Origin of the sequence: Streptomyces diastaticus subsp. diastaticus (genome assembly GCF_011170125.1) — a bacterium.
Taxonomy (GTDB): domain Bacteria; phylum Actinomycetota; class Actinomycetes; order Streptomycetales; family Streptomycetaceae; genus Streptomyces; species Streptomyces diastaticus.
Genome location: NZ_BLLN01000002.1, coordinates 1,476,338 through 1,502,648 on the forward strand (window position 1 = coordinate 1,476,338; position 26,311 = coordinate 1,502,648).

The following is a 26,311-nucleotide window of genomic DNA, read 5'->3' on the forward strand; positions in this document are numbered from 1 at the left end:
ATGATGTGAGCCCCGTTCCGCCTCCGGGCGGAGGGGCACGAACCCTGAAAGAGGGATTGACGACAAAGTGCTCGACGTCAACTTCTTCGACGAGCTGCGGATCGGCCTGGCGACCGCGGACGACATCCGACAGTGGTCCCACGGCGAGGTCAAGAAGCCGGAGACCATCAACTACCGCACCCTCAAGCCGGAAAAGGACGGGCTCTTCTGCGAGAAGATCTTCGGTCCGACCCGGGACTGGGAGTGCTACTGCGGCAAGTACAAGCGCGTCCGGTTCAAGGGCATCATCTGTGAGCGCTGCGGCGTCGAGGTGACCCGCGCCAAGGTGCGCCGTGAGCGGATGGGCCACATCGAGCTCGCCGCTCCCGTGACCCACATCTGGTACTTCAAGGGCGTCCCCTCGCGCCTGGGCTACCTGCTGGACCTCGCGCCGAAGGACCTGGAGAAGGTCATCTACTTCGCCGCGTACATGATCACTTTCGTGGACGAGGAGCGCCGCACCCGCGACCTGCCGTCGCTGGAGGCGCACGTCTCCGTCGAGCGTCAGCAGATCGAGAACCGGCGCGACGCCGACCTCGAGGCCCGCGCCAAGAAGCTCGAGACCGACCTGGCCGAGCTGGAGGCCGAGGGTGCCAAGGCCGACGTGCGCCGCAAGGTGCGCGAAGGCGCCGAGCGGGAGATGAAGCAGCTGCGCGACCGCGCGCAGCGCGAGATCGACCGTCTCGACGAGGTCTGGAACCGCTTCAAGAACCTCAAGGTCCAGGACCTGGAGGGCGACGAGCTGCTCTACCGCGAGCTGCGTGACCGCTTCGGCACGTACTTCGACGGCTCGATGGGCGCGGCCGCGCTGCAGAAGCGGCTGGAGACCTTCGACCTGGACGAGGAGGCCGAGCGCCTCCGCGAGATCATCCGGACCGGCAAGGGCCAGAAGAAGACCCGGGCGCTCAAGCGCCTCAAGGTCGTCTCCGCCTTCCTCCAGACCAGCAACAGCCCCAAGGGCATGGTCCTCGACTGCGTCCCGGTCATCCCGCCGGACCTGCGTCCGATGGTGCAGCTGGACGGTGGCCGCTTCGCGACCTCCGACCTGAACGACCTGTACCGCCGTGTCATCAACCGCAACAACCGCCTGAAGCGGCTTCTCGACCTCGGCGCGCCCGAGATCATCGTGAACAACGAGAAGCGCATGCTCCAGGAGGCCGTCGACGCGCTCTTCGACAACGGCCGCCGCGGCCGCCCCGTCACGGGCCCCGGCAACCGTCCGCTGAAGTCGCTCTCCGACATGCTCAAGGGCAAGCAGGGCCGCTTCCGTCAGAACCTCCTCGGCAAGCGTGTGGACTACTCCGCGCGTTCCGTGATCGTCGTCGGTCCGCAGCTCAAGCTGCACCAGTGCGGTCTGCCGAAGGCGATGGCGCTGGAGCTGTTCAAGCCGTTCGTGATGAAGCGCCTGGTCGACCTGAACCACGCGCAGAACATCAAGTCGGCCAAGCGCATGGTCGAGCGTGGCCGCACCGTGGTGTACGACGTCCTCGAAGAGGTCATCGCCGAGCACCCCGTGCTGCTGAACCGCGCGCCCACCCTGCACCGCCTCGGCATCCAGGCGTTCGAGCCGCAGCTCGTCGAGGGCAAGGCCATCCAGATCCACCCGCTCGTCTGCACCGCGTTCAACGCGGACTTCGACGGTGACCAGATGGCCGTCCACCTGCCGCTCTCCGCGGAGGCGCAGGCCGAGGCCCGCATCCTGATGCTGTCCTCGAACAACATCCTGAAGCCGGCCGACGGCCGTCCGGTCACCATGCCGACCCAGGACATGGTGCTCGGCCTCTTCTTCCTCACCACGGACGGCGACGGCCGGAACGTGCAGGGCGAGGGGCGTGCCTTCGGCTCGACCGCCGAGGCGATCATGGCCTTCGACGCGGGTGAGCTGTCGCTCCAGTCGAAGATCGACATCCGCTTCCCGGTCGGCACCATTCCGCCGCGCGGCTGGACCGCGCCGGTCGCCGAGGAGGGTGAGCCGGAGTACCAGCCGGGCGACAGCTTCCGGCTGAGCACCACCCTGGGCCGCGCGCTCTTCAACGAGCTGCTGCCCGAGGACTACCCCTTCGTCGACTACGAGGTCGGCAAGAAGCAGCTCTCCCAGATCGTCAACGACCTGGCCGAGCGGTACCCGAAGGTCGTCGTCGCCGCGACGCTCGACAACCTGAAGGCGGCCGGCTTCCACTGGGCCACCCGGTCCGGCGTCACCGTGGCCATCTCGGACGTCGTCGTGCCCGAGGCCAAGCGGAACATCGTCGGTGAGTACGAGGCGCAGGACGTCAAGGTCCAGAAGCAGTACGAGCGCGGTCTGATCACGAAGGACGAGCGGACCCAGGAGCTCATCGCGATCTGGACCAAGGCGACCAACGAGGTCGCCGAGGCGATGAACGACAACTTCCCGAAGACCAACCCGATCGCCATGATGGTGAACTCGGGCGCGCGCGGAAACATGATGCAGCTGCGTCAGATCGCCGGTATGCGTGGTCTCGTGTCGAACGCCAAGAACGAGACGATCCCCCGTCCCATCAAGGCGTCGTTCCGCGAGGGCCTCTCGGTCCTCGAGTACTTCATCGCCACCCACGGTGCCCGTAAGGGTCTCGCGGACACCGCCCTGCGTACCGCCGACTCGGGTTACCTCACCCGTCGTCTGGTGGACGTCTCGCAGGACGTCATCATCCGCGAGGAGGACTGCGGCACCGAGCGCGGTCTCAAGCTCAAGATCGCCGACCGCGGTTCGGACGGTGTCCTGCGCAAGACCGAGGACGTCGAGACGAGCGTCTACGCCCGGATGCTGGCCGAGGACGTCGTCGTCGACGGCAAGGTCATCGCGCCGGCCAACGTCGACCTCGGTGACGTCCTCATCGACCAGCTGGTCCTGCACGGCGTCGAGTCGGTCAAGACCCGCTCGGTCCTGACCTGCGAGTCGGCCGTCGGCACCTGTGCGTACTGCTACGGCCGTTCGCTCGCCACCGGCAAGCTGGTCGACATCGGTGAGGCGGTCGGCATCATCGCCGCCCAGTCCATCGGTGAGCCCGGTACCCAGCTGACGATGCGTACCTTCCACACCGGTGGTGTGGCCGGTGACGACATCACCCAGGGTCTGCCCCGAGTCGTCGAGCTCTTCGAGGCCCGTACGCCGAAGGGTGTCGCCCCGATCTCCGAGTCCGCCGGACGCGTGCGGATCGAGGAGACCGAGAAGACCAAGAAGATCGTCGTCACCCCGGACGACGGCAGCGACGAGACGGCCTTCCCGATCTCGAAGCGTGCCCGTCTGCTGGTGGGCGAGGGCGACCACGTCGAGGTGGGCCAGAAGCTCACCGTGGGTGCCACCAACCCGCACGACGTGCTGCGTATCCTCGGCCAGCGCGCGGTGCAGGTGCACCTCGTGGGCGAGGTCCAGAAGGTCTACAACTCGCAGGGTGTGTCGATCCACGACAAGCACATCGAGATCATCATCCGGCAGATGCTCCGCCGCGTGACGATCATCGAGTCCGGCGACGCCGAGCTGCTGCCCGGCGAGCTGGTCGAGCGGTCGAAGTTCGAGACCGAGAACCGTCGTGTGGTCACCGAGGGCGGTCACCCCGCCTCCGGCCGTCCGCAGCTGATGGGTATCACCAAGGCCTCGCTGGCGACCGAGTCGTGGCTGTCGGCGGCGTCCTTCCAGGAGACGACCAGGGTTTTGACCGACGCGGCGATCAACGCCAAGTCGGACTCCCTGATCGGCCTCAAGGAGAACGTCATCATCGGTAAGCTCATCCCGGCCGGTACGGGGCTGTCCCGCTACCGCAACATCCGGGTCGAGCCGACCGAGGAGGCCAAGGCCGCGATGTACTCGGCCGTCGGTTACGACGACATCGACTACTCGCCGTTCGGCACCGGCTCCGGCCAGGCCGTTCCGCTGGAGGACTACGACTACGGTCCGTACAACCAGTGAGCTGGTAGGCCGATGAGGCCGTGAAGGGCGGTCACCCCCTGGGGGGTGGCCGCCCTTCGGCGTGTCCGGGGACCGGCGGGGAGGTCAGCGCGGGGGCCGGGGCTGGAGCCAGGGCTGGAGGTGGTGCAGACGGGTGTGGTGGTCGGGGTGGGTGGCGAGCAGCTTGGCCATCGCGGACTCCTCGGGGAGGCGGGTGCCGGCCGCGCGGGCGGCGAGGGCGGCCTGGTGCCGGGCCGCCTGGTCGGCCTCGTGCATCTGGTGGAGCACGGAGGCGAGCATCGGGGCGAAGCCGAGGGCGGCGGCGTGCTGGTCGGCGCGTAGCTCCGCGCGGCGGCCGACGGCGGCCAGCGCGTAGGGGGCGGCGAGGATGAGCAGGGGGAGGCCGTAGAGGGTGGTGAGGGTGGCGAGGGCGAAGTAGCCGAGAAGGAGAACGACCAGGAGGTGGCCCAAGGCCGAGATGCTCGCCGCGACGCGCAGGATCAGGGCGGTGAGGAACCGGACGGCGCGGTAGGCGAGCCGGGCGGGCAGGGCGTACCAGTGCCCGAGCAGCGAGGCCCAGGCGTGGCCGCCGACGTGGTGGCCCAGTTCGTGGGCGAGGACGGCGGCGAGTTCGCCGTCGGGCAGGCGGCCGAGGGAGAAGGTGGTGACGCCGACGATGTGGCCGGCGGCGGCGACCGCGTTGAGGTCGGTGTCGTTTTCCTCGATCCACAGTGTGTACGTGGTGGCATCCACCCCGGCGCGGGCGGTGACCTCCCGCCAGACGGGCGTCAGCCGGGACGACTCCTGCGGAGTGGGACGACGCAGGCCCAGTACCCGCCGGGCGGCCAGCGATTCGGTGGGCCGGTGGAAGACGAGCAGCCCGGTCGCCAGCCAGCCGAGGACTCCGAGGAACGCCAGGTCTCCCAGGGCCGGCGCGGAGAGCAGGGCCACCACCGCCACGCTGCACAGGAAGAAGGGCAGGTGGATCAGGAGTGCGCCCAGCGCGGTGGCGTCCGCGTGCCGCTGCCGCGCCCTGAGGTGGACCCGCCGCTGATCGGTGCAGAGGCGATGAGCGTGGCGCGGAGCCGGCGCGGGGGGCTGCGGTGGGATCGCCAACGGGCCGGCGGGTGGGGGGCCGGCCCCGGGCTTCGGGTAGGGCGGGGGCGCGGACTCGGGGTACGGCGGGTCGGGGTACCGCGTGGGCTCGGCCGAGGAGGGCGGGTCGAAGCTGTCCGGCGGACGGGGCGTCAGGGGCATCGAGTACCTCGCGGTGCGGTGACGGCGTGAGCGGTGCCGTGCGGAAGCGGGGGACACAGTGGGGAGTGGGTCAGCCGGTGAGGACGGCCATGGGGAGCAGGGCGCTGCCGGCGCTGAAGGCGATCAGGCCGGTCCTGATCCAGCGGTGTTTGGCGGCGGCGATGCGGCTGGTCCCGGTGAGAGCGCGGGCCAGCCCGTGCAGCGGATCGCGTTCGGTGGCGGTGAGGGCGCGGGCCAGCTCGGCCTCGCCGGCCGCCGCCGCCTGGCGGATGTCGGCGAAGTAGGAGAGCGGCTCGCCCGGGGCCCAGGCGTCGGTGCGGTAGCGGGGGAGGACCGCGAGCAGCAGGGCGAGCAGGGAGACGGCGAGGGCGGCGGTCCCGGCCCACCACAAAACGAGCCCGGCCGCCCCCAGAGAGCCCGGGGCCCAGCCCTTGCCGGCCAGCAGGCCGGTGAAGACGCCCGCTGTCACGCCGAGCGCCGCCACCAGCACGGCCGCCTTGCTGTCGGCCCGCCCGATCTCGGTGTGCAGGTCGGCGAGGAGGCGGGCGGCGACGGTGGCGCCGGGCGGGGGCGGGGAGGGCGCCTGCCCGACGGGGTGCGGCAGGTGGGCGGGGTGGGGCCGGGTGTGGTCGGTGTCCTGGTCCGGGGGAGGGGCGGGGTCCGAGGCGGTGAGGTCGAGGCCGGTCATGGCGCGGTGTCCTCCTGCGAGGCGTCGGGCGGTGCCGGGGGAGGGAACGGGGGCCGCTGTGGGCCAGGGGCGGTGCCGTGGCACGGCTGGGGTTGCCAGGGCGGGGGCTCGGTCCGCGTCGGCGCGGAACCGAGAGCGGGCACTGTGCGCCAGGGCTGTGGGGAGACGTGCTGCGGCAGAGGGACGGCGGGGGGAACCGTAGGCGGGCCGGAGGCGTACGGGTGCGAGGGGCCAGGGGCGCCGGACGGGCCGGCGTCCTCGTGCGGGTCACGGTCGGCCTCTCGTGGAGAGGCACTCCCGCCGGGCGGGGCCGGGAGACCCGGGGGCGCCGGGTCCGCTTCCGGAGGCGGCGGCACGTACGGGAGGGAGGCCGGCGTGGCTGCCTCGCCGTCGGACCGCGGTTCGCCCGGCGGCCTGACGGCCCTCAGGGGTTCGTGCGGCACCCCGGGCAGGCGCTGGCCGAAGAGGTCCGCCATCGCCTGGATCGCCTGCTTCTTCGGGCCTTCCAGCTCGTACCCCTCCAGCTGGTCTCCCTTGAGGACCTCCTCGATCACGTGGATCTGGGAGCGGATCAGGTGCAGCTGGTCCTGGCGCATGTTCTCCATGACGAGGCGCATGTCCTCCGGGTGCTCGGCGAGCCGGAAGGCCAGGGCGGTTACGCCCCCCTTGCTGAGCCAGTGCTCGTAGTACTCGATCTTCTGGTGGTTGAGGCGCTGGAGCTCCAGCTGCTGGTGGTGGGCGGCGAGTGCCTGCTCGTGCGCCCATCGCTGCTGCTGCAGGGCCAGTTCCTGAGCGTGCTCCCCGTACGCGTGGGCGCGGGCGATGCTCAGCTGGTCCTGGCGCAGTTCGCGGTCGTGCTGATGGCGGTCGGCCGCGGTGCCGGCCACGTCGGCGCGGATACGTTCGGCGACCGAGTGGTCGATCCCGCGCAGCCGTCTGTGATGGGCGATGACGGCCTCGTCCCGGTGCAGCCGCAGGACCCAGCCGGTCTGCAGCCCGGCGGCACCGCCGGGCTCGCCGGTCCGCCGCAGGACCTCGCGCAGCTCCTCCTCGGCCGCCGCGCAGTCGGCTTCCCGGAAGCGCCTGGTCACCGGGCGGGCGAGGCGCAGCAGTTCGCCCGTGAGCAGCGCCGGGACGTCCCGGACCCGGCTGCGGACGTACCGGGCCGGTTCGACGACCTGCCAGGTGAGGTCGGCCTCCAGCCGGAACGGGAATCCGTCGTCGGCACTGGGCAGTTCCGCGGCCTCGCACCACAGTTGCACCCCCATGTCCACCTCGTACACGGAGGAGTAGCGCTTCGCCGCCACCTCCGCCCGTGAAGGGCGGTGCGGGGGGTGGTACGCCTCGTACTCCTCCTCGCGCGACGTGGAGAACACCAGGGCGTGGTCGATGCGGGTCAGGTGCTTCCGGTTGAAGTCGAACCGGCCGAGCTGCCGCACGGTCAGCACGGCGTCGCGTAGCACCGTGCCGCGCCCCGAGTGCTGCTGCCATTCCGGGAATCGGGGAAAGACGGGCATCGAACAGGTCTCCTCGAAAGTGTTCAGGCCGGGGCGGTGGGGTTCGTCCCGCCGCCGGAGGGGACGACGGTCAGCAGGCGCCTGGCGACCGGCGGCGGACCGCCGCCGTCCTCGCCGGGCATGGTGCGGAGCAGGTGGGAGAGGCGCTGGGCGTCCGCCGGTTCGGTGACGAGCGCCGGGACGAGGACCGCCAGCGCCCGCTCGGTGTCGGGGAAGCGGTCGGCGGCCAGCACCCAGGCGCCGAGGACGCTCAGCGCGTCGCCGGTATGGGCCCGGCTGCGCAGCGCGGCCCGCCACAGGGTGGCGAGCCCGCGGGCGGCCCACAGGGTCTTCGCGTCGGCCACCGCTTCGCCGAACCAGCCGAGGACCACGGGCCGTCCGGGCCCCTCGACGTACTCGGCGTCGTACGCGTGGTGCTGGGCGCCGCTGTGGGCGGTCTCCCGCCGGCAGGCGGCGAGGAAGCCCTCCACCGCCAGATCGTGGGCGGCCCGGTCGACGCCGAGGTGGGCGAGGAGATCGCGGAGGACCTCATCGCCCGCCGGGGACAGGAGCAGCAGTTCCACGGCCTCCCGCAGCTCCTGGAGCATGTCCTCGTCCAGCGGCTTCGGCGGGCCGCTCCGGAGGGACTCCTCGACCTCCTTGCGGCTGACGCGGCGCAGCAGGCGCAGGGTGTCGCCCGGGCGCTCCGGGCCGATCAGGGCATGGGTGCGGATCGCCACCCATCGCAGTGCCTGTGTCTCGTGGGTGCTCCAGCTGTCGAGGATGCGGGAGATGTTGGGCGCACCGATGAAATGGGCGACGGCCAGCGCGTTGGCGGCGACCAGGCGGTGCCGGTACAGGTTGGACGCGGCCCAGTTCTCGATCAGCAGCGCCATTGCCGAGGGGAGGTCGGCGTGGGCGAGGATCGCGGCCGTGGCCGCGGCCCGGGTACGTACGAGGGGGCGTCTGTCGTCCGTGAGGCGGCTCAGCCAGGAGGTCAGTGCCGGCCGGGCGGAGGGGTGGCCCGTCCACAGCTCGCGCAGCAGGACAGGAGGGGTCCGGTCGTCGCGGAAGGAGGCCACCCACTGCCTCACGGGCCCCCACTCGGTCGGCTGCTTCGCCTCCCGTTGCTCGGCGCGGGCCAGCTGGAGCCGTTTGCCGATGTGGGTGCCGAAGACCGGCACCTCCGGCGTCGCGTGAGCCCTCTGGGTGCGCAGCAGCGCGGCGTAGAGCTGGTCGCTCAGTTCGGCGGTGAGGGCGTACGGGCCGCCGTCGAACGCGGCCAGGGAGATCAGGAACGCCTTGTCCCGCAGCGCGAGCGCGTCCTCGTCCTCCTCGAACCACTCGCGGACCTGGTGTTCCAGGGAGCTGAGGGAGAACCGGGCGAGGCTCTCCTCGTCGGCCTCGCCCATCGCGACAGGGACCAGGGCCGAGGCGAAGGCGGCGGCCTCCCGCAGCTGGTGGTCGCGGGAGAGGAACCCGGCGACCGCGTCGAGCGCCAGCAGCCGGGCGACCTCGGCGTCGCCGGCCGGCCCTGGCGCGGTCGTCAGCTGCGCACGCAGGTGCGCGGCGAGCACCTCCGCGGCCCGGGGCGGGCGCCAGCCCACCGGCCGTACGTCCTCCAGCGCGGCGGTGGGGCCCACCGTCACCACCAGGTAGCCGTTGTGGCGCCGCAGCCAGTCGCCGACGGCCAGCAGGTGCGGCTCCCGCAGCGGGCGGCGGCGGTTGGTGATGAGATCGCACAGGGCGTAGCCGACCGGTGCGGCCGGCGTGTCGGCGTCGCCGCCGACGCGGGCCTGTTCCGCGTCGAGCCGGGTCGCCAGGTCGTCCGGGGAGCGGTCGCGCAGCAGGGAGCGCACGGTCGTGGCGCCCACGCGGCTCAGCAGCATGAGCGCCGCCGTCCGCCGCCCGGTGAAGGGCGGGCCCTGGAGGACGAGGACCCGTTCGGTCCTCAGACGCTCGACCAGCGCCGTGAAGGCGTCCTCGTCCGTGACGAAGGAGGCGGCCATCCGCCGCAGTGTCGGGGCGGGAATCTCGCCGGAGGCGTGCGGAGCGGCCGGACCGAAGTTCCACACCTCCGTCTTGCTGCCCATGACCAGGTCACCGGTCAGGTACCCACCCGACATCCCGTGCTGGTCACCCGTGACCAGGGAACCCCCGAACCGGGCGCCGTCGCCGAGCCTCATTGCCTCCGGCGCGTGGGCGTGCAGGTCCCGCCGGGCCGACCACGCGTCCTGCGGCCGGTCCCGCTCCTCCTCGCCGCCTTCCGCCTCGTCGCCGTCCTGGTCGGCGGGGGCGTCGGAGATGTCCTCGGGGTCCGCGGGGTGGGCCGTCTCACCCGGCTTCCGGGCCGGGCGCTCACCGGCACTCATTGATGGGCACCGCCCTCGGCCGCCCCAGGGCGGCCGGCGGCGTCAGCCTCCGGGGCCTGCGGGAGCCCCCCGGCGCCGCCCATCACCACGTCGCCGACGACCCGGCCGCCGGAGACGCCGTGCTGGTCGCCCATGACGAAGCTGCCGCCGAAGACGGGGGCGCCGCCCGTGAAGTGCACGCCCGCCGGGGGCTGGGCGGCCGGCGCGGCGACGGGGGCGGGTGCGCAGGCCGGGCCGCCCCCCGACGGCCCGGCCTGCGCTCCTCCGGCCGGTCCCGGGCGCTCCCCCGAAGCGTCCGGTACCGGCGTTCGCGCGGCCCCCGCCGCCGCGCCCGGTACCGCCGCGGCCTGCCCCGGTGCGGGGACCGGGCCGAGCAGCCAGGCGGGCAGGGGCCCGTTCTTGGTGGCCAGGGTGGCCTCGTGGAACTCCTCGGCGGGGATGCCGGGGTGGTCGTGGCGGACGATCCCGGCGTAGACGCTCTGCGAGACGCAGAGCGCGACGTCGCCCGGCCGTTCGCGCAGGGCCGCCCGCAGGAGGTCGGCGTCGAGGAGGCGACAGGCGTGGTTGAGGTCGCTGCCGACCCAGATGCCGCGTTCGTCCAGTGCGATGAACCCGGTGGCCACCACCGCCCGCAGCCGCATCTGGGCGGCGCTGGAGGCCATCCGGTTGACCGCCCTCAGCTGGGCGGGCAGCTCGGAGACGACCGACCGCAGCAACTGCGGCACGGAGACGTTCGGGTCGATGAACTCCATGACGCTGTCGCCCTGGTCGGCCCGCAGCCGCAGCGTCTCGTCGATCCCGGCCCGCTCCATGGTCCGGTCCACGACGTCGTACAACATCCGCCGCAGGAAGGCCTGTTCGACGTCGTCGCGGTCGCTGAACCTCTCGATGTCGACCAGCAGCATCGTCCGGTTGACGGGATCGTTCATCTGGTGCCCTGCCTCCCTCTCGAAACGGCCCTCGGGACCGGAGCGTGCGCACGGCCGTACTCGGCCGGCGCGGGCCGCTCCGGCCGGGGGATCTCAGCCTGGCGCCCCGGCGCCGACCCGCGTGAGGACGGATGCCGCCCTCGGACTGTGACGGTGTTTACAGACGGGTCCGGCCCGGCGTCCGGCTTCCGGGGCGGCCGGTCCGGGCACTCCCGGCCCGGCCGGCGGCGGGCCACCCCGCCGGACCCGGGGGAGCCCCGCCGCCGAAAGAGCGCCGAACCCGGTCTCCGTCCGGCCCGTCAGGGCCCGGCCCCGGCGATCCGGCGCAGCAGGTCGGGCCGCCGCACGACCAGCGCCCGCCGCCCGGTGACGACGGCGCCCCGGTCCCGCAACTCCTTCAGCAACCGCTGCACCATCTCCCGGGAGGCGCCGACCGAGCCCGCCAACTCCTGCTTGCTGAGCGGTACTTGCAGTTCGATTCCGTCCTCGGTCCGGGTCCCGGAGCCGCGGGCCAGATCGAGCAGCAGCGAGGCGAGCCGCTCCCGCACGGTCATGGAGGCGAACTCCAGCCGCCGCCGGTCCCCCGCCCGGGTCCGGTCCGACACCAGCGCCAGCAGCGTCATCGACACCTGCGGCGCGCCGCGCAGGAACTCCGTGAACCGGGCCGACTCCACCGCGACCGCGCGCACCTCCTCCAGCGCCGTCACGTGCGCCGACCGGGGCTTGCTGGTCAGGGCCGCGAACTCGCCCACGATGTCGCCGGGTCCGCGCAGGGCGAGCAGCGCCTCGTACCCGTTGGGCGCCGCGGCCGTCACCTTGGTCCACCCGGTGAGCAGGAGCAGGACGTGCGACGAGGGCTCGTGCTCGCGCAGCAGGGCCTGCCGGGGCGCGTAGGCCATCGGTGAGCCGAGGGCGAGGAGCGCCTGCCGCTCTCCGCCCTCCAGCCGGGCCAGGAACGGCACCCGGTCGTCCAGCCCGTCTCCCCCGGCCGTCATCGGCCCCTCCCCATCTCCGTGTCGCGTCCGCACCGCGCGGCCCGTCCGGCGGGGCGCGGGGCGCGGGACGGGCCAACGTACTGATCTCCCGGCCCAGGTAGCTCGCCCTTGAGCGGAATGAACCCTCCAGCCCCGCCACTCGACGGGAAAGTTACGCTCTGTGGCCGAAAACACACAGGGACCGGAGAGGGCGCGCCGGGGGCTGTCGATCGATTCAAGCCAGATGGGGAGGGCGGGGGAAGCCGGTGTGCGGCCGGTCGCGGACGGGCGGCCGGAGGTGCCCGCCGCCGTGCCGGCCGCGTCGCCCCGTCCCGGCCCGAGGGCGCCCCCTGGCAACGCCTCGCGGCCCGGTGTAGCGTCCCTCACGGGACGAGAAGTCGATCACGCAGCGGAGGGTGCCGGTCCGCCCCGGGGTGTGGGGCGTCTGACCAGCGCGTCCGCTGCGCGTGCATTTGTTTTGACCGAACTCCGTGCGATAGGTACGCTCAGACCTTGTGCCTGGGGTGTGTCTGGGCTCTCGTGCGTGTCAGGACCGCTCGGTGAGCGATAGGCGTCAGCACCGCGATCTGCGCTTCTCCCGATCTGCTAGCGGGGCTCCGCGGTATCCGACACGCCCGACCGCGTGGGTCGGGAGCGTTCCAGGTTAGCTTTACCTGTTCGGCACACAGAAACCGGAGAAGTAGTGCCTACGATCCAGCAGCTGGTCCGTAAGGGCCGGCAGGACAAGGTCGAAAAGAACAAGACGCCCGCACTCGAGGGTTCGCCCCAGCGCCGCGGCGTCTGCACGCGTGTGTTCACGACCACCCCGAAGAAGCCGAACTCGGCCCTCCGTAAGGTCGCGCGTGTGCGTCTGACCTCGGGCATCGAGGTCACGGCCTACATCCCGGGTGAGGGACACAACCTGCAGGAGCACTCCATCGTGCTCGTGCGCGGTGGCCGTGTGAAGGACCTGCCGGGTGTTCGCTACAAGATCATCCGCGGCTCCCTCGACACCCAGGGTGTCAAGAACCGCAAGCAGGCCCGCAGCCGCTACGGCGCCAAGAAGGAGAAGTAAGAATGCCTCGTAAGGGCCCCGCCCCGAAGCGCCCGGTCATCATCGACCCGGTCTACGGTTCTCCTCTGGTGACCTCCCTCATCAACAAGGTGCTGCTGAACGGCAAGCGCTCCACCGCCGAGCGCATCGTGTACGGCGCCATGGAGGGCCTGCGCGAGAAGACCGGCAACGACCCGATCATCACCCTGAAGCGTGCGCTCGAGAACATCAAGCCCACCCTCGAGGTCAAGTCCCGCCGTGTCGGTGGCGCGACCTACCAGGTCCCGATCGAGGTCAAGCCCGGCCGTGCCAACACGCTGGCGCTGCGCTGGCTGGTCGGCTACTCGCGTGCCCGTCGTGAGAAGACGATGACCGAGCGCCTCATGAACGAGCTTCTCGACGCCTCCAACGGCCTGGGTGCCGCTGTGAAGAAGCGCGAGGACACGCACAAGATGGCCGAGTCCAACAAGGCCTTCGCGCACTACCGCTGGTAGTCGCTACCCCCATCGAGACCGAGAGAAGACTGAAGCCTTATGGCTACCACTTCACTTGACCTGGCCAAGGTCCGCAACATCGGGATCATGGCCCACATCGACGCGGGCAAGACGACCACCACCGAGCGGATCTTGTTCTACACCGGCGTCAGCTACAAGATCGGTGAGACCCACGAGGGTTCCGCCACGATGGACTGGATGGAGCAGGAGCAGGAGCGCGGCATCACCATCACGTCCGCCGCGACGACCTGCCACTGGCCGCTCGAGGACGTCGACCACACCATCAACATCATCGACACCCCGGGCCACGTGGACTTCACGGTCGAGGTGGAGCGTTCGCTCCGCGTCCTCGACGGTGCCGTCACCGTGTTCGACGGTGTCGCCGGTGTGGAGCCGCAGTCCGAGACGGTCTGGCGTCAGGCGGACCGTTACGGCGTCCCGCGCATCTGCTTCGTCAACAAGCTGGACCGCACCGGCGCCGAGTTCCTGCGCTGCGTCGACATGATCAAGGAGCGCCTCGGCGCCACCCCGATCGTGATGCAGCTGCCCATCGGCTCCGAGGCCGACTTCCTGGGTGTCGTCGACCTGGTGACGATGAAGGCGTACGTCTGGTCGGCGGACGCCGCCAAGGGCGAGATGTACGACACCATCGAGATCCCGGAGACCCACACCGAGCTGGCCGCCGAATGGCGCGGCAAGCTGCTGGAGGCCGTCGCCGAGAACGACGAGGCCATGATGGAGCTGTACCTGGAGGGCGAGGAGCCCTCCGTGGAGCAGCTGCACGAGGCCATCCGCCGCATCACCATCGCCTCGGGCAAGTCCTCGGACACCACGGTCACCCCGGTGTTCTGCGGTACGGCGTTCAAGAACAAGGGCGTCCAGCCCCTGCTCGACGCGGTCGTGCGCTACCTCCCCTCGCCCCTCGACGTCGAGGCCATCGAAGGCCAGGACGTCAAGGACGCGGAGAAGGTCATCGCCCGCAAGCCGTCCGACGACGAGCCGCTGTCGGCGCTGGCGTTCAAGATCATGAGCGACCCGCACCTCGGCAAGCTCACCTTCGTGCGCGTCTACTCCGGCCGTCTCCAGTCCGGCACCGCGGTGCTGAACTCGGTGAAGGGCAAGAAGGAGCGCATCGGCAAGATCTACCGTATGCACGCCAACAAGCGTGAGGAGATCGAGTCGGTGGGCGCCGGTGACATCGTCGCCGTCATGGGTCTCAAGCAGACCACGACCGGTGAGACGCTGTCCGACGAGAAGGCCCCGGTGATCCTGGAGTCCATGGACTTCCCGGCTCCCGTCATCGAGGTCGCGATCGAGCCCAAGTCCAAGGGTGACCAGGAGAAGCTGGGTGTCGCCATCCAGCGTCTCGCGGAGGAGGACCCCTCCTTCCAGGTGCACACCAACGAGGAGACCGGCCAGACCGTCATCGGCGGCATGGGCGAGCTCCACCTCGAGGTCCTGGTCGACCGCATGAAGCGGGAGTTCCGGGTCGAGGCCAACGTCGGTAAGCCGCAGGTCGCCTACCGTGAGACGATCCGCAAGACCGTCGAGCGCGTGGACTTCACCCACAAGAAGCAGACCGGTGGTACCGGTCAGTTCGCCAAGGTGCAGATCGCGGTCGAGCCCCTGACGGACAGCGACGCCAGCTACGAGTTCGTGAACAAGGTCACCGGTGGCCGCATCCCGAAGGAGTACATCCCTTCGGTGGACGCCGGCTGCCAGGAAGCCATGCAGTTCGGCATCCTCGCCGGTTACGAGATGACCGGTGTGCGCGTGACCCTGATCGACGGCGGCTACCACGAGGTCGACTCCTCCGAGCTCGCCTTCAAGATCGCCGGTTCGCAGGCGTTCAAGGAGGGTGCCCGCAAGGCCGGCCCCGTGCTGCTCGAGCCGATGATGGCCGTCGAGGTCACCACGCCCGAGGACTACATGGGCGACGTCATCGGTGACATCAACTCCCGCCGTGGCCAGATCCAGGCCATGGAGGAGCGGGCCGGTGCCCGGGTCGTCAAGGGCCTGGTGCCGCTCTCGGAGATGTTCGGCTACGTCGGCGACCTCCGCAGCAAGACCTCGGGTCGCGCAAGCTACTCGATGCAGTTCGACTCCTACGCCGAGGTTCCCCGGAACGTCGCCGAGGAGATCATCGCGAAGGCCAAGGGCGAGTAACTCTTCGGAGCACACGCTTTAGGCTTGTCACCGGAAGCCCGCGGACACCTCGTCCGCACCCCGGAAGGGGTGTCCCGGGCCCCGGCATCCCAGCAAAGATCACCTGGCGCCGATGAGTAAGGCGTACAGAACCACTCCACAGGAGGACCCCAGTGGCGAAGGCGAAGTTCGAGCGGACTAAGCCGCACGTCAACATCGGCACCATCGGTCACATCGACCACGGTAAGACGACCCTCACGGCCGCCATTACCAAGGTGCTGCACGACGCGTACCCGGACCTGAACGAGGCCTCGGCCTTCGACATGATCGACAAGGCGCCCGAGGAGCGCCAGCGTGGTATCACGATCTCGATCTCGCACGTCGAGTACCAGACGGAGCAGCGTCACTACGCGCACGTCGACTGCCCCGGTCACGCGGACTACATCAAGAACATGATCACGGGTGCCGCGCAGATGGACGGCGCCATCCTCGTGGTCGCCGCCACCGACGGCCCGATGCCGCAGACCAAGGAGCACGTGCTCCTGGCCCGCCAGGTCGGCGTTCCGTACATCGTGGTCGCCCTGAACAAGGCCGACATGGTGGACGACGAGGAGATCCTGGAGCTCGTCGAGCTCGAGGTCCGCGAGCTGCTCTCCGAGTACGAGTTCCCGGGCGACGACCTGCCGGTCGTCAAGGTCTCCGCGCTCAAGGCCCTCGAGGGCGACAAGGAGTGGGGTGAGTCCGTCCTCAACCTGATGAAGGCTGTCGACGAGGCCATCCCGGCTCCCGAGCGTGACGTCGACAAGCCGTTCCTGATGCCGGTCGAGGACGTCTTCACGATCACCGGTCGCGGTACGGTCGTCACCGGCCGCATCGAGCGTGGTGTCCTCAAGGTCAACGAGACCGTCGACATCATCGGCATCAAGCAGGACAAGACCACCACCACGGTCACCGGCATCGAGATGTTCCGCAAGCTCCTCGACGAGGGCCAGGCCGGTGAGAACGTCGGTCTGCTCCTCCGTGGCATCAAGCGCGAGGACGTCGAGCGCGGCCAGGTCATCATCAAGCCCGGTTCGGTCACCCCGCACACCGAGTTCGAGGCCCAGGCCTACATCCTGTCGAAGGACGAGGGTGGCCGCCACACCCCGTTCTTCAACAACTACCGCCCGCAGTTCTACTTCCGTACGACGGACGTGACCGGTGTGGTGAACCTCCCCGAGGGCACCGAGATGGTCATGCCGGGCGACAACACCGAGATGCGCGTCGAGCTGATCCAGCCCGTCGCCATGGAGGAGGGCCTGAAGTTCGCCATCCGTGAGGGTGGCCGGACCGTGGGCGCCGGCCAGGTCACCAAGATCATCAAGTAATTGATGGCCTCGCGCTGATCTGGTAGCTCTCCGAGCTGCTTGAGAAGGGCCCGTACGACTCCGTGTCGTACGGGCCCTTCGGCGTTCCCGGAGCCGGGCGTGTCACCCGCTGGTCCTGGTCCGGAAGGCGGAGCCGGGGGCGGGAGGACATGATGGGGGGCACCGACCCGGTGAGAGGCGGTGGTGACGGCACCATGGGTGCGAGCGAGGCGAGTGGTGGTCCGCCGGAGGGTGCGGCGGTGGCGCTGGTCGACCGCCGGGGGATCGTCGCCGGCTGGTCGCGGGCGGCCGAGGGCCTGCTGGAGCGGCCGGCGGACGAGGTGCTGGGCCGCTCCGTCCTCCGGCTGCTGGCCGAGGAGCGCCACGTCCGGCTGCCCGAGGACGGCGAGGTCGTCCTGCGGCACGGCGACTTCGGGACCGTCGCCGTGCGCTACTGGGCCCAGGAGCTGCAAGGCTCGGGATTCACCCTGGTGCTGGCGGTCGGCTCCGGCCGGGCCGCCGGAGCCGAGCAGGCCGAGGCCGTCTTCCGGGCCCTGCTCGCCCAGGACCGGCTCGGCTTCATCCTGCGCGACGCCGACCTCGCCGTCCTGCGGACCAACGTCCTGCCCGGCGAGTTCGGCGGCCCGCCCCAGGTGGTGGGCAGCGTGCTGAGCGAGGTGATGGACGGGGCCGACGCCGCCAGGACCGAGGAGACCCTGCGCGAGGTGCTGGAGACGGGCAGGCCGCTGGCCGCGCAGGAACAGCACGTCCGCTCCTTCCGGCCGCCTCACCACGAGTGGTCGCTCTCCTACTCCGCCGTACGGACCGAGGACCACGAGGGCCACCCGACCGGCGTCGCCGTCTTCCTGACCGACGCCACCGAGCACTGGCGCGCCGCCCAGCGGGCCGAACTGCGCCACCGCGCCTCCGCCGGGGTGGGCAACTCGCTGGACATCGAACGCACCGCGCAGGAGATCGCCGACACCCTGGTCCCGCGGTTCGCCGACCTCGCCTGGGTCGACCTCGCCGACGCGGTGCTGGCCGGCGAGGAGCCGCCGAAGAACACCGCCGGGGGAGACCTGCTGCTGCGCCGGGTGGCGGTGCGCTCCGCCGACGGTCCCTGGCCCGACCAGCTCCTGCCGGTCGGCGCGACCGTGCCGCCCTTTCCCGACCGGCCGATGGTCCGCGAGGTCCAGGAGGGCCGCACCATCCGGATCGACCGCAGGGCCGTGGAGGAGCTGCTGGGCGACCCGGCGCACGTCCGGCTGGCGGCACCCGAGGGGGGCCACTCGCTGATCATCGCTCCGCTCTTCGCCCGCGCCCTGCTGCTCGGGGCCGTCGGCGTCTGGCGGGCCGAGCGGCCCGACCCCTTCGAGGAGGACGACGCGGAGCTGCTGACCGAGATCGCCGCACAGGCCGCACTCAGCGTGGACAACGCCCGCCGCTACACCCGCGAGCACCGGGCCGTCGACAGCCTCCAGCGGCGGCTGCTGCCGCAGGCCTCCACCACCACCCGGGTCATGGAGACCACCGGCTCCTACGTTCCCGCCGAGGCGGGCGCGGAGATCGGCGGCGACTGGTTCGACGCGATCGCCCTGCCCTCGCTGCGGACCGGCCTGGTCGTCGGCGACGTGTTCGGCAGCGGGCTGCACGCCACCGCCACCATGGGGCGGCTGCGCACCGCCGTGCAGACCCTGGCCGACCTGGAACTGGCACCCGACGAGGTGCTCACGCAGCTCGACACCCTGGTGGCCAGACTGGCCGCCGAGGCCGAGCCCGGACACCGCGACACGGTCGGCGCCACCTGCCTGGTCGCCCTGCACGACCCGGTCACCCGCTGCTGCGTGATGGCCTCGGCGGGCCATCCCCCGCCCATCCTGGCCCTCCCCGACGGTCCCGCCCACGCGGTCGACCTCCAGCCGGGGCCGCCGCTGGGCGTGGGGGGCCTGCCCTTCGAGACGGCCACCGTCGACATGCCGCCGGGCAGCGTCCTCGCCCTGTACACCGACGGCCTGCTCAGGCGGTACGCGCCCGACCTCGACGCCGCCACCCGCCACCTGGCCGACCGCCTGTCCCGCCTCCAGCGCTCCGAGAAGAGGCTGCCCTCACTCTCCCGCGGCCTGATGGCCGGGGGAGACGGCACCCCCTTCCTCGACGACGCCGCCCTGCTGCTGGCCCGCCCCTCCGCACTGGCCCCCGGCGACGTCGCGAGCTGGGAGTTCCCCGCGGAACCGGACGCGGTGGGGGCGGCCCGCAACGCCGCCAACGAGAAGCTCACCGAGTGGGGCCTGGAGGGCAACGCCTTCGTGACGGAACTGATCGTCAGCGAACTCGTCACCAACGCGGTCCGCCACGCCGGCGGCCCCATCGGCCTGCGCCTGATCCGCGGCGAACTCCTCTACTGCGAGGTCACCGACCCCAGCAACACCCAGCCGCGCCTGCGCCGCGCCCGCACCACCGACGAGGGCGGCCGCGGCCTCTTCCTCGTCGCCCAGCTCAGCCGCCGCTGGGGCAGCCGCTACGGCCAGAACGGCAAGACCATCTGGGCGGAGCAGGAACTGGTGGAGGACTTTCCGGAGTGAGGGCGGTGGGGACCCCGTCGCGTTCCGGCGGGGAGCTACGCTGGTCAGCGCCTCTTCAGAGCACTGACACAGAGCCCTTGACCTGCGAGGCAGGCAGGGAGCCAAGCCTCAGGAGTACCGCGATGCTGCGCACCATGTTCAAGTCCAAGATCCACCGGGCCACCGTCACCCACGCGGACCTGCACTACGTGGGGTCCGTGACCGTCGACCGCGATCTGATGGACGCCGCCGACCTGCTTCCGGGGGAGCTGGTCCACATCGTCGACATCACCAACGGGGCCCGGCTGGAGACCTACGTGATCGAGGGCGAGCGCGGCTCGGGCGTCATCGGCGTCAACGGCGCCGCCGCGCACCTCGTCCACCCCGGTGACCTGGTCATCCTCATCAGCTACGCGCAGGTCGAGGACGCCGAGGCCCGCTCCCTCGTCCCGGCCGTGGTCCACGTGGACGCCGGCAACCGCGTCGTCGGCCTGGGCGCGGACCCGGCGGAGCCGGTCCCCGGCGGCGACCAGGTGCGCAGCCCGCGGAGCGTGTGAGCCCGGCGCGCGACGAGGGGCCCCGCGGCACGGTCGCCGTGCGGCGGGGCCCGTGCGGGTACCTGAACAGGGGGACGTCGGGGCCGGGACCCCGGGGGAGATCCGCCCTGGTGGGGGAGGGTGGGAACGGGAGCGCGGGGAATCACCACGGCGGTCCGCGCCCCCGTTCGGCCGTCGCCGCGTTTGACCCGGGGAAGCTCGGGGGTAAGCTTCTCGGCTCGATTGGCTCAAGGCGGGGCCCGTGTGGCAGACTGGCGGGGTTGCTCGGTTGAGTGCCGATGCCGCGCGCCTCCCGCCGGGAGGACTGGAAGCGAGTCCCACAGTACTCGTCGCCTCAACTGCCCCAGGTTCGCCGAAGGCAGCGCTGTGGCGGACGTACGGGAATCTTCCGGGAAGTGTGAGCGGGGTACCAGCCAGGCGCCCGGTGGTCACCGCACCGTGAGGTGCGGCTTCACCGAACCGCGTGGCCACGGTGTGCGACGCGACCCCCCAGATGGGATCCCGCGAGGAGATTTCGTACGGGCGGGAAGGCGACACACCCGACCGCGTGGGTCGGAGAAAGAGACCGGACCCCGGGTCCCAGAGCGTTACGAGAGACAGGACTACCAAGTAGCCATGGCGGGACAGAAGATCCGCATCCGGCTCAAGGCCTACGACCACGAGGTCATCGACTCCTCGGCGAAGAAGATCGTCGAGACGGTGACCCGCACTGGTGCGTCGGTCGCAGGCCCGGTGCCGCTGCCCACTGAGAAGAACGTGTACTGCGTCATCAAGTCGCCGCACAAGTACAAGGACTCTCGCGAGCACTTCGAGATGCGCACCCACAAGCGCCTCATCGACATCCTCGACCCGACGCCCAAGACCGTTGACTCTCTGATGCGACTCGACCTTCCGGCCGGCGTCGACATCGAGATCAAGCTCTGAGAGGCGCGCTAGAGATGGCTAAGCAGATTAAGGGCATCCTGGGCGAGAAGCTCGGCATGACCCAGGTCTGGGACGAGAACAACCGGGTCGTCCCGGTGACCGTCGTCAAGGCCGGGCCCAATGTCGTGACCCAGGTCCGCACGAATGACACCGACGGCTACGAGGCCGTGCAGATCGCCTTCGGCGAGATCGACCCGCGCAAGGTGAACAAGCCCCTCAAGGGCCACTTCGCCAAGGCCGACGTCACCCCTCGCCGTCACCTCGTCGAGATCCGTACCGCTGACGCCAGCGAGTACACCCTCGGCCAGGAGCTGAACGCCGACACCTTCGAGGCCGGCCTCAAGGTCGACGTGACCGGCAAGAGCAAGGGCAAGGGCTTCGCCGGTGTCATGAAGCGTCACAACTTCGCGGGCCTCGGCGCCGGCCACGGCACCCAGCGCAAGCACCGCTCGCCCGGTTCCATCGGTGGCTGCGCCACCCCGGGCCGTGTGTTCAAGGGCCTCCGCATGGCGGGCCGTATGGGCAACGAGCGGGTCACCACCCAGAACCTGACCGTCCACGCCGTTGACGCGGAGAAGGGGCTGCTCCTCATCAAGGGCGCCGTCCCCGGTCCGAACGGCGGCCTCGTCCTGGTCCGTACCGCGGCCAAGGGGGCCTGAGGTAACGATGAGCACCATTGACATCCTTTCGCCGGCAGGCGACAAGGCCGGGACCGTCGAGCTCCCCGCGGAGATCTTCGACGCGAAGACCAGCGTTCCGCTGATCCACCAGGTCGTCGTCGCCCAGCTGGCCGCTGCCCGACAGGGCACGCACAAGACCAAGTCGCGTGGCGAGGTGCGCGGCGGTGGCCGCAAGCCGTACCGCCAGAAGGGCACCGGCCGCGCCCGTCAGGGTTCGACCCGCGCCCCGCAGTTCGCCGGCGGTGGCGTCGTCCACGGCCCCGTGCCGCGTGACTACTCGCAGCGGACCCCGAAGAAGATGAAGGCCGCCGCCCTGCGCGGTGCCCTCTCGGACCGGGCCCGCCACGACCGCATCCACGTCGTCACCGGCGTGGTCGAGGGCGAGATCTCGACGAAGGCCGCCAAGGGTCTGCTCGGCAAGATCAGCGAGCGCAAGAACGTGCTCCTGGTCATCGAGCGTTCCGACGAGGCCGCGCTGCTCTCCGCCCGCAACCTGCCCCAGGTGCACATCCTGGAGCCGGGCCAGCTGAACACGTACGACGTTCTCGTCTCGGACGACGTGGTCTTCACCCAGGCCGCCTTCGAGTCCTTCGTGTCCGGCCCCAAGGCCGCCAACGAGACCGAAGGGAGCGACGCCTGATGGCCACGCGTCACCCGAGCATTGCCCCCAAGGCGGCCAAGGCCGCCAAGGCCGCGCGCGTCGCCAAGGCGAAGCGCCACGCCGCCGAGGGCAAGAACACCGTCGAGACCCCGCTGAGCAAGGGCTTCACGGACCCCCGTGACGTCCTCGTCAAGCCGGTCGTCTCGGAAAAGAGCTACGCGCTCCTCGACGAGAACAAGTACACGTTCATCGTCGCGCCCAACGCCAACAAGACCCAGATCAAGGAAGCCGTCCAGGCGGTCTTCGAGGTCAAGGTCACCGGGGTGAACACGATCAACCGTCAGGGGAAGCGCAAGCGGACCCGCACCGGTTTCGGCAAGCGTGCCGACACCAAGCGCGCGATCGTGACCCTCGCCGAGGGCGACCGTATCGACATCTTCGGCCAGGCCTCCTAACGGAGCGCCCTGGTCCGATATCGGACGAGGACTGAGAAATGGGTATCCGCAAGTACAAGCCGACGACTCCGGGCCGTCGTGGGTCCAGCGTCGCCGACTTCGTCGAGGTCACGCGGTCCACGCCGGAGAAGTCGCTGGTCCGCCCCCTGCACAACAAGGGCGGCCGTAACAACACCGGTCGTGTGACCGTTCGCCACCAGGGTGGCGGACACAAGCGCGCCTACCGCGTGATCGACTTCCGTCGTCACGACAAGGACGGCGTGCCGGCGAAGGTCGCGCACATCGAGTACGACCCCAACCGCACCGCGCGTATCGCGCTGCTGCACTACGTGGACGGCGAGAAGCGCTACATCCTCGCCCCCCGCAACCTGACGCAGGGCGACCGGATCGAGAACGGTCCGGGCGCGGACATCAAGCCCGGCAACAACCTGGCGCTCCGCAACATCCCGGTCGGTACGACTCTCCACGCCATCGAGCTGCGGCCCGGCGGCGGCGCGAAGCTCGCCCGCTCCGCGGGCGCCTCCGTGCAGCTGCTCGCGAAGGAAGGGTCCATGGCCCACCTTCGTATGCCGTCCGGAGAGATCCGCCTGGTCGACGTCCGCTGCCGCGCCACCATCGGTGAGGTCGGCAACGCCGAGCAGTCGAACATCAACTGGGGCAAGGCCGGCCGCAAGCGCTGGCTGGGCGTCCGCCCGTCCGTTCGCGGTGTGGCGATGAACCCGGTTGACCACCCCCACGGTGGTGGTGAGGGCAAGACCAGCGGTGGTCGCCACCCGGTCTCCCCCTGGGGTCAGAAGGAGGGTCGTACGCGTTCTCCCAAGAAGGCGAGCAACAAGTACATCGTCCGCCGCCGCAAGACGAACAAGAAGCGCTAGGAGCGGGTTTAGATGCCGCGTAGTCTCAAGAAGGGGCCCTTCGTCGACGACCACCTGATCAAGAAGGTGGATGTCCAGAACGAAGCCGGCACCAAGAACGTCATCAAGACCTGGTCCCGTCGCTCGATGATCGTCCCGGCCATGCTCGGCCACACGATCGCGGTGCACAACGGCAAGACCCACATCCCGGTGTTCGTCACCGAGTCGATGGTCGGCCACAAGCTCGGCGAGTTCTCGCCGACTCGCACCTTCCGCGGCCACGTCAAGGACGACCGGAAGTCGAAGCGCCGCTAAAGGCGGGGTGGAAACGACGACTTATGACTAACACCGAAGGGACAACCATGGAAGCCAGGGCCCAGGCGCGGTACATCCGCGTCACGCCCATGAAGGCCCGCCGCGTGGTGGACCTCATCCGTGGCATGGATGCCACGGAGGCTCAGGCGGTCCTGCGTTTCGCCCCGCAGGCCGCGAGCGTGCCGGTCGGCAAGGTGCTGGACAGCGCCATCGCCAACGCCGCGCACAACTACGACCACACCGACGCCTCTTCGCTGGTCATCAGCGAGGCGTACGTGGACGAGGGCCCGACCCTGAAGCGGTTCCGGCCGCGCGCCCAGGGCCGTGCCTACCGGATCCGTAAGCGGACCAGCCACATCACCGTGGTCGTCAGCAGCAAGGAAGGAACCCGGTAATGGGCCAGAAGGTAAACCCGCACGGGTTCCGTCTCGGTGTCACGACCGACTTCAAGTCGCGTTGGTACGCCGACAAGCTGTACAAGGACTACGTCAAGGAAGACGTCGCCATTCGTCGCATGATGACGAAGGGCATGGAGCGGGCCGGCATCTCCAAGGTGGAGATCGAGCGCACCCGCGACCGCGTCCGCGTTGACATCCACACCGCGCGTCCGGGCATCGTCATCGGCCGCCGTGGCGCCGAGGCCGACCGCATCCGCGGCGAGCTGGAGAAGCTCACCGGCAAGCAGGTGCAGCTCAACATCCTCGAGGTCAAGAACCCCGAGACCGACGCTCAGCTGGTGGCCCAGGCCGTCGCCGAGCAGCTGTCCTCGCGTGTCTCCTTCCGGCGTGCCATGCGTAAGAGCATGCAGTCGTCGATGAAGGCCGGCGCCAAGGGCATCAAGATCCAGTGCGGCGGTCGTCTCGGCGGCGCCGAGATGTCCCGTTCGGAGTTCTACCGCGAGGGCCGCGTGCCCCTGCACACGCTCCGCGCCAACGTGGACTACGGCTTCTTCGAGGCCAAGACGACCTTCGGCCGCATCGGCGTGAAGGTCTGGATCTACAAGGGCGACGTCAAGAACATCGCCGAGGTTCGCGCCGAGAACGCCGCGGCCCGCGCCGGCAACCGTCCGGCCCGTGGCGGCGGCAACGACCGCCCGGCCCGTGGCCGCGGTGGCGAGCGTCGCGGTCGTAAGCCGCAGCAGCAGTCCGCGCCGGCTGCCGAGGCCCCCAAGGCCGAGGCGCCCGCCGCTGCCGCTCCGGCTGAGAGCACCGGAACGGAGGCCTGAGGGTCATGCTGATCCCCCGTAGGGTCAAGCACCGCAAGCAGCACCACCCGAAGCGGAACGGTATGGCCAAGGGCGGTACCGAGGTCGCGTTCGGCGAGTACGGCATCCAGGCGGTCACCCCCGCCTACGTGACGAACCGCCAGATCGAGGCCGCTCGTATCGCGATGACCCGCCACATCAAGCGTGGCGGCAAGGTCTGGATCAACATCTACCCGGACCGCCCGCTCACGAAGAAGCCCGCCGAGACCCGCATGGGTTCCGGTAAGGGTTCGCCCGAGTGGTGGATCGCGAACGTCAAGCCGGGTCGGGTGATGTTCGAGCTGTCCTACCCGAACGAGAAGATTGCGCGTGAGGCGCTTACCCGCGCTGCTCACAAGCTTCCGATGAAGTGCCGGATTGTTCGGCGCGAGGCAGGTGAGTCGTGATGTCGGCCGGTACCAAGGCGTCCGAGCTGCGCGAGCTGGGCAACGAGGAGCTTCTGGCGAAGCTCCGCGAGGCCAAGGACGAGCTGTTCAAGCTCCGCTTCCAGGCGGCGACGGGTCAGCTCGAGAACCACGGTCGGCTGAAGGCCGTCCGTAAGGACATCGCCCGGATCTACACCCTGATGCGCGAGCGCGAGCTGGGCATCGAGACGGTGGAGAGCGCCTGATGAGCGAGAGCAACGTGACTGAAGAGACCAAGGACGCCCGCGGCTTCCGCAAGACCCGCGAGGGTCTGGTGGTCAGCGACAAGATGGACAAGACCGTCGTCGTCGCCGTCGAGGACCGCGTCAAGCACGCCCTGTACGGCAAGGTCATCCGCCGTACGAACAAGCTCAAGGCCCACGACGAGCAGAACGCTGCCGGCGTCGGCGACCGCGTCCTCCTGATGGAGACCCGGCCGCTGTCCGCCACCAAGCGCTGGCGCATCGTCGAGATCCTCGAGAAGGCCAAGTAATCCCTTCCGGGACTACAGGCAAGAGCATCCCTCCGAGGGGTGACCCTCGGACCAGTTCCGCCAGGCTCGGCAGGGGAGACACCCCACGGGTTCCCTCCCCTGCCGGGAACCGGCAGACGATCAGGAGATAGACGTGATCCAGCAGGAGTCGCGACTTCGCGTCGCCGACAACACGGGTGCGAAGGAGATCCTCACCATCCGCGTTCTCGGTGGCTCGGGCCGCCGCTACGCGGGCATCGGTGATGTCATCGTCGCCACCGTCAAGGACGCGATCCCGGGCGGCAATGTGAAGAAGGGTGACGTCGTCAAGGCCGTCATCGTTCGCACCGTCAAGGAGCGCCGTCGCGCGGATGGCTCGTACATCCGCTTCGACGAGAACGCCGCCGTCATTCTGAAGAACGACGGCGACCCCCGCGGCACCCGTATCTTCGGCCCGGTCGGCCGTGAGCTGCGCGAGAAGAAGTTCATGAAGATCATCTCGCTCGCGCCGGAGGTGCTGTAA

General features: G+C 70.2%; 25 protein-coding genes. 19 read left to right on the forward strand and 6 right to left on the reverse strand.

Features of this window, described 5'->3' with window-relative positions:
• Positions 1–67 precede the first annotated feature (67 nt).
• A complete protein-coding gene (locus Sdia_RS08090) occupies positions 68–3,967 on the forward strand; it encodes a DNA-directed RNA polymerase subunit beta' (RefSeq protein ID WP_100452269.1) in 3,900 nt (1,299 codons plus the stop codon).
• Between the two features lie 84 nt (positions 3,968–4,051).
• Here Sdia_RS08090 and Sdia_RS08095 read toward each other — a convergent pair whose 3' ends face one another.
• From Sdia_RS08095 to Sdia_RS08120, 6 genes are all read right to left on the reverse strand, one after another.
• Positions 4,052–5,203 carry a M48 family metalloprotease gene (locus Sdia_RS08095; RefSeq protein ID WP_189500151.1) on the reverse strand — a complete coding sequence of 384 codons (1,152 nt, stop codon included), beginning with the start codon at positions 5,201–5,203 and terminating at the stop codon, positions 4,052–4,054.
• Positions 5,204–5,273: 70 nt separating this feature from the next.
• On the reverse strand, positions 5,274–5,891 hold the full coding sequence (locus Sdia_RS08100; protein ID WP_189500150.1) for a Pycsar system effector family protein: 618 nt from the start codon (positions 5,889–5,891) through the stop codon (positions 5,274–5,276).
• The gene (locus tag Sdia_RS08105; protein WP_189500149.1) at positions 5,888–7,408 is read right to left on the reverse strand and encodes a hypothetical protein; all 1,521 of its coding nucleotides are present in this window, start codon (positions 7,406–7,408) and stop codon (positions 5,888–5,890) included. Before Sdia_RS08105 ends, Sdia_RS08100 begins: the two co-directional genes overlap by 4 nt.
• Positions 7,409–7,431: 23 nt before the next feature.
• Entirely contained in the window at positions 7,432–9,759 is a 2,328-nt protein-coding gene (locus tag Sdia_RS08110; RefSeq protein ID WP_229831023.1) for a hypothetical protein, read from the reverse strand.
• Positions 9,756–10,688 carry a hypothetical protein gene (locus Sdia_RS08115; RefSeq protein ID WP_229831019.1) on the reverse strand — a complete coding sequence of 311 codons (933 nt, stop codon included), beginning with the start codon at positions 10,686–10,688 and terminating at the stop codon, positions 9,756–9,758. Before Sdia_RS08115 ends, Sdia_RS08110 begins: the two co-directional genes overlap by 4 nt.
• 299 nt (positions 10,689–10,987) lie before the next feature.
• Positions 10,988–11,683 carry a Crp/Fnr family transcriptional regulator gene (locus tag Sdia_RS08120; protein WP_115069720.1) on the reverse strand — a complete coding sequence of 232 codons (696 nt, stop codon included), beginning with the start codon at positions 11,681–11,683 and terminating at the stop codon, positions 10,988–10,990.
• Between the two features lie 682 nt (positions 11,684–12,365).
• On the opposite strand from Sdia_RS08120, the gene rpsL reads away from it, so the two are divergent.
• The 18 genes from rpsL (at position 12,366) to rplN (ending at position 26,311) form a co-directional block, all read left to right on the forward strand.
• Positions 12,366–12,737: a 30S ribosomal protein S12 gene (gene rpsL, locus Sdia_RS08125; RefSeq protein ID WP_003948652.1), complete on the forward strand. Its 372-nt coding sequence runs from the start codon at positions 12,366–12,368 to the stop codon at positions 12,735–12,737.
• Positions 12,738–12,739: 2 nt separating this feature from the next.
• Complete coding sequence (gene rpsG, locus Sdia_RS08130; RefSeq protein ID WP_003948651.1) at positions 12,740–13,210, forward strand: 30S ribosomal protein S7; 471 nt, start codon at positions 12,740–12,742, stop codon at positions 13,208–13,210.
• 39 nt (positions 13,211–13,249) lie between these two features.
• Complete coding sequence (gene fusA / locus Sdia_RS08135; RefSeq protein WP_100452281.1) at positions 13,250–15,376, forward strand: elongation factor G; 2,127 nt, start codon at positions 13,250–13,252, stop codon at positions 15,374–15,376.
• Between the two features lie 152 nt (positions 15,377–15,528).
• Positions 15,529–16,722: an elongation factor Tu gene (tuf, locus tag Sdia_RS08140; protein ID WP_100452283.1), complete on the forward strand. Its 1,194-nt coding sequence runs from the start codon at positions 15,529–15,531 to the stop codon at positions 16,720–16,722.
• A gap of 239 nt (positions 16,723–16,961) precedes the next feature.
• A complete protein-coding gene (locus Sdia_RS08145) occupies positions 16,962–19,283 on the forward strand; it encodes an ATP-binding SpoIIE family protein phosphatase (protein ID WP_185393753.1) in 2,322 nt (773 codons plus the stop codon).
• A 122-nt stretch (positions 19,284–19,405) separates the two neighbouring features.
• Positions 19,406–19,819 (forward strand): aspartate 1-decarboxylase, encoded by a 414-nt coding sequence (gene panD, locus Sdia_RS08150; protein ID WP_100452287.1) that lies wholly within the window; start codon positions 19,406–19,408, stop codon positions 19,817–19,819.
• 615 nt (positions 19,820–20,434) lie between these two features.
• Positions 20,435–20,743 carry a 30S ribosomal protein S10 gene (gene rpsJ / locus Sdia_RS08155; RefSeq protein WP_003948644.1) on the forward strand — a complete coding sequence of 103 codons (309 nt, stop codon included), beginning with the start codon at positions 20,435–20,437 and terminating at the stop codon, positions 20,741–20,743.
• A gap of 14 nt (positions 20,744–20,757) precedes the next feature.
• Complete coding sequence (rplC, locus tag Sdia_RS08160) at positions 20,758–21,402, forward strand: 50S ribosomal protein L3 (protein ID WP_100452289.1); 645 nt, start codon at positions 20,758–20,760, stop codon at positions 21,400–21,402.
• A gap of 7 nt (positions 21,403–21,409) precedes the next feature.
• Positions 21,410–22,063 (forward strand): 50S ribosomal protein L4, encoded by a 654-nt coding sequence (gene rplD / locus Sdia_RS08165; RefSeq protein ID WP_100452291.1) that lies wholly within the window; start codon positions 21,410–21,412, stop codon positions 22,061–22,063.
• On the forward strand, positions 22,063–22,479 hold the full coding sequence (gene rplW, locus Sdia_RS08170) for a 50S ribosomal protein L23 (protein WP_100452293.1): 417 nt from the start codon (positions 22,063–22,065) through the stop codon (positions 22,477–22,479). The genes rplD and rplW overlap by 1 nt, the downstream gene beginning before the upstream one ends.
• A gap of 38 nt (positions 22,480–22,517) precedes the next feature.
• A complete protein-coding gene (gene rplB, locus Sdia_RS08175) occupies positions 22,518–23,354 on the forward strand; it encodes a 50S ribosomal protein L2 (RefSeq protein ID WP_115069731.1) in 837 nt (278 codons plus the stop codon).
• Between the two features lie 12 nt (positions 23,355–23,366).
• Complete coding sequence (gene rpsS, locus Sdia_RS08180; RefSeq protein WP_003948639.1) at positions 23,367–23,648, forward strand: 30S ribosomal protein S19; 282 nt, start codon at positions 23,367–23,369, stop codon at positions 23,646–23,648.
• 47 nt (positions 23,649–23,695) lie between these two features.
• Positions 23,696–24,043, forward strand: a complete 348-nt coding sequence (gene rplV, locus Sdia_RS08185) for a 50S ribosomal protein L22 (protein WP_004571827.1) — start codon at positions 23,696–23,698, stop codon at positions 24,041–24,043.
• A complete protein-coding gene (gene rpsC, locus Sdia_RS08190) occupies positions 24,043–24,873 on the forward strand; it encodes a 30S ribosomal protein S3 (RefSeq protein WP_003948637.1) in 831 nt (276 codons plus the stop codon). The genes rplV and rpsC overlap by 1 nt, the downstream gene beginning before the upstream one ends.
• 5 nt (positions 24,874–24,878) lie before the next feature.
• Positions 24,879–25,298, forward strand: coding sequence for a 50S ribosomal protein L16 (gene rplP, locus Sdia_RS08195; protein WP_003948636.1), 420 nt, complete (start codon positions 24,879–24,881; stop codon positions 25,296–25,298).
• Positions 25,298–25,522, forward strand: coding sequence for a 50S ribosomal protein L29 (gene rpmC, locus Sdia_RS08200; RefSeq protein WP_003948635.1), 225 nt, complete (start codon positions 25,298–25,300; stop codon positions 25,520–25,522). Before rplP ends, rpmC begins: the two co-directional genes overlap by 1 nt.
• Complete coding sequence (gene rpsQ, locus Sdia_RS08205; RefSeq protein ID WP_003948634.1) at positions 25,522–25,809, forward strand: 30S ribosomal protein S17; 288 nt, start codon at positions 25,522–25,524, stop codon at positions 25,807–25,809. Before rpmC ends, rpsQ begins: the two co-directional genes overlap by 1 nt.
• 133 nt (positions 25,810–25,942) lie before the next feature.
• The gene (rplN, locus tag Sdia_RS08210) at positions 25,943–26,311 is read left to right on the forward strand and encodes a 50S ribosomal protein L14 (RefSeq protein WP_003948633.1); all 369 of its coding nucleotides are present in this window, start codon (positions 25,943–25,945) and stop codon (positions 26,309–26,311) included.